This window comes from Citrobacter sp. 50677481 (genome assembly GCF_001463265.1).
Taxonomy (GTDB): domain Bacteria; phylum Pseudomonadota; class Gammaproteobacteria; order Enterobacterales; family Enterobacteriaceae; genus Citrobacter_A; species Citrobacter_A sedlakii.
The window spans coordinates 1-3,143 of record NZ_LNHZ01000030.1; the positions used below are offsets into that span (position 1 = coordinate 1).

Consider the following 3,143-nt stretch of genomic DNA (forward strand, 5'->3'; position numbering starts at 1 on the left):
AGGGGTATAGGAAGTATAAACCACCTTTTTGCTCCTCATCCGAAGTATCTTACCTGAAATTCCCTCACTCGTTTACCGCTCAAGCCCCAATTTTAACTGCCGGTCCAGCCTAAACCGCTCTAATAAGGTTCGATTTGGCGGTAAAATCTCTAGCCTGATAGCTCGAGAGATACAAACTGCCCCACCGCCCCGTTTAAAAGTTGGCAGTGTTGAGCAGTGTTGGATTTGGGGTCGTCAGTCAAAGAGACGACTCTGTGATGGATCGAACAGGCTGGGAGTCAGTGGCGGCGCTCGTTCTGGTGGCAGCTCACGCTGCTTGGCGGCATTCGCCTTGGCTGTTTTCTGTTTCAGATGCTTGAGAATCTGCTCAATGACCTTCGGATCTTCGATGCTGGCAATCACTTTGACGTGACCGCCGCAGTGTTCGCAGACTTCAATATCAATATTGAAGACTCGCTTGAGGCGTTGCATCCAGGTCATGGCGCGGTGGCGCTCTGCAGGACTCTTGTCACGCCAGTTAGTATCGAGACCTTCCGATTTGTCGGGCTTCTTGCCCCGCTTGGCGGGTGTTACTTGAACTCGGTGTTTGCTGTTCGGTGCAAAGACGCCGTGGAAGCGTGTGAGGTTGACTCGCGGCTTAGGTACCAACGCAGCGAGTTTGGCGATGAAGTCCAGCGGCTCGAAGATCACATGGGTGGTGCCATTGCGGTACGGAGTTTTGAGCTCGTAACGCACCTGCCCATTGGCGGTTAATGCCAGACGTTTTTCTGAAACCGCTGGCCGACTAATGTAGCGACACAAGCGCTCAAGCTTATCCCGCTGATGCGCTTCGGCCATCACACCGGCGTGTAGCGAGAAACCAGCATGGTTGGCTACTCGACTGCTTGAGTCGGCTTTATCCTCACGCCCTGGCAAGGTTTGCAGGGTGAAGACTTTGCGCCCTTGCTGGGGGCCGACGGCAATGCGATACGTAACCGAAGCACCATGTAATTGAGTCAGCGTATCGTCTTCGCCCTCTTCCAGTGTCAACCACGTATTCTCGGCATCACGCTCCAAAATCCCACGCTTTTCCATGCAGCGAGCGATGCGATGGCTGAGGGTGTGAGCGAGCGTATTCAGCTCATCGTAAGTGGGTGCCTTGACACGATGGAAGCGTTGCTTGCCATAGTCATCTTCGGCATAGACACCATCGAGAAACAGCATGTGGTAGTGGACATTGAGATTTAGCGCGGAGCCAAAGCGTTGGATAAGAGTCACTGAGCCAGTTTGTGCAGAGGCTTTGGTGTAACCGGCTTTTTTGATCAGATGAGTTGAGAGTGTACGATAGACGATACTCAAGACCTGGCCCATCAGCTGGGGATGGCGAGCCAGCAAAAAGCGTAGCTGGAAAGGAAAGCTGAGCACCCACTGGCGAATGGGCTCCTTGGGGAAGACTTCGTCTATCAGCAGCGCCGCACTCTCGGCCATCCGGCGGGCACCGCAGCTAGGGCAAAAGCCGCGTCGTTTACAGCTGAAGGCGACCAGACGCTCGTGATGACAATCCTCGCAGCGAACCCGCATGAAACCATACTCCAGACGGCCACATTGGAGGAGGTCGTTGAATTCTTGTTGGATGTAGCGAGGCAGGTGTTGACCTTGGGCTTCGAGTGAGGCTTTGAAGGCTGGGTAGTGCTGCTCAACCAGCTGGTAGAGCAGCGTCTGGTCGGGTTGGTGGCGTTCGTAACCGTTTGTTTGAGTGGGCGATTGACTCGCCGTGGCGTTCCTTGCCAGCGACATGGGTATCCTCCGCTGATACTGTGGTTATGTACAGTATCAGCGGCTTGCGTTCAGACGTCCAGTCTGGCCCTAGACATCGCTAAATGCTTAACCCGCAATAGCCCTCACGAGTTGTTATCAGCCACTACCGGTTGAGCGAGAAGGTTTTGGGTTCAGGGTGCTATTGCTCCACCAATCACAATACTGAAGCCCCAACTGTTATCAGTTGGGGCTTTTTCTTGTCTGTTTGCGGCGGTTGCGTTTTATCGGTAGTCGTCGAGCTCTGCACCATCCCACATAAGAGCTTAACGGTGCGATCTTCAACGCCATCACACAAAACTTTCTTTTTCACGCACAGTCAACTTATTGGATGTTTTATTAACAACCCAAAAGGAGATATTTAGCGGGCGGCCGGAAGGTGAATGCTAGGCATGATCTAACCCTCGGTCTCTGGCGTCGCGACTGCGAAATTTCGCGAGGGTTTCCGAGAAGGTGATTGCGCTTCGCAGATCTCCAGGCGCGTGGGTGCGGACGTAGTCAGCGCCATTGCCGATCGCGTGAAGTTCCGCCGCAAGGCTCGCTGGACCCAGATCCTTTACAGGAAGGCCAACGGTGGCGCCCAAGAAGGATTTCCGCGACACCGAGACCAATAGCGGAAGCCCCAACGCCGACTTCAGCTTTTGAAGGTTCGACAGCACGTGCAGCGATGTTTCCGGTGCGGGGCTCAAGAAAAATCCCATCCCCGGATCGAGGATGAGCCGGTCGGCAGCGACCCCGCTCCGTCGCAAGGCGGAAACCCGCGCCTCGAAGAACCGCACAATCTCGTCGAGCGCGTCTTCGGGTCGAAGGTGACCGGTGCGGGTGGCGATGCCATCCCGCTGCGCTGAGTGCATAACCACCAGCCTGCAGTCCGCCTCAGCAATATCGGGATAGAGCGCAGGGTCAGGAAATCCTTGGATATCGTTCAGGTAGCCCACGCCGCGCTTGAGCGCATAGCGCTGGGTTTCCGGTTGGAAGCTGTCGATTGAAACACGGTGCATCTGATCGGACAGGGCGTCTAAGAGCGGCGCAATACGTCTGATCTCATCGGCCGGCGATACAGGCCTCGCGTCCGGATGGCTGGCGGCCGGTCCGACATCCACGACGTCTGATCCGACTCGCAGCATTTCGATCGCCGCGGTGACAGCGCCGGCGGGGTCTAGCCGCCGGCTCTCATCGAAGAAGGAGTCCTCGGTGAGATTCAGAATGCCGAACACCGTCACCATGGCGTCGGCCTCCGCAGCGACTTCCACGATGGGGATCGGGCGAGCAAAAAGGCAGCAATTATGAGCCCCATACCTACAAAGCCCCACGCATCAAGCTTTTGCCCATGAAGCAACCAGGCAATG

2 protein-coding genes and 1 pseudogene are annotated in these 3,143 nt (G+C 55.7%); all 3 read right to left on the reverse strand.

Going from position 1 to position 3,143, the window contains the following annotated elements:
• Positions 1–234: 234 nt before the first annotated feature.
• Positions 235–1,776, reverse strand: a complete 1,542-nt coding sequence (locus APU02_RS08500; RefSeq protein WP_000050481.1) for an IS91-like element ISCR1 family transposase — start codon at positions 1,774–1,776, stop codon at positions 235–237.
• A gap of 404 nt (positions 1,777–2,180) precedes the next feature.
• Positions 2,181–3,020: a sulfonamide-resistant dihydropteroate synthase Sul1 gene (gene sul1, locus APU02_RS08505; protein ID WP_000259031.1), complete on the reverse strand. Its 840-nt coding sequence runs from the start codon at positions 3,018–3,020 to the stop codon at positions 2,181–2,183.
• Positions 3,014–3,143, reverse strand: a pseudogene (locus APU02_RS25025) (QacE family quaternary ammonium compound efflux SMR transporter); the annotation flags it as partial. The gene sul1 and the pseudogene APU02_RS25025, both read right to left, overlap by 7 nt.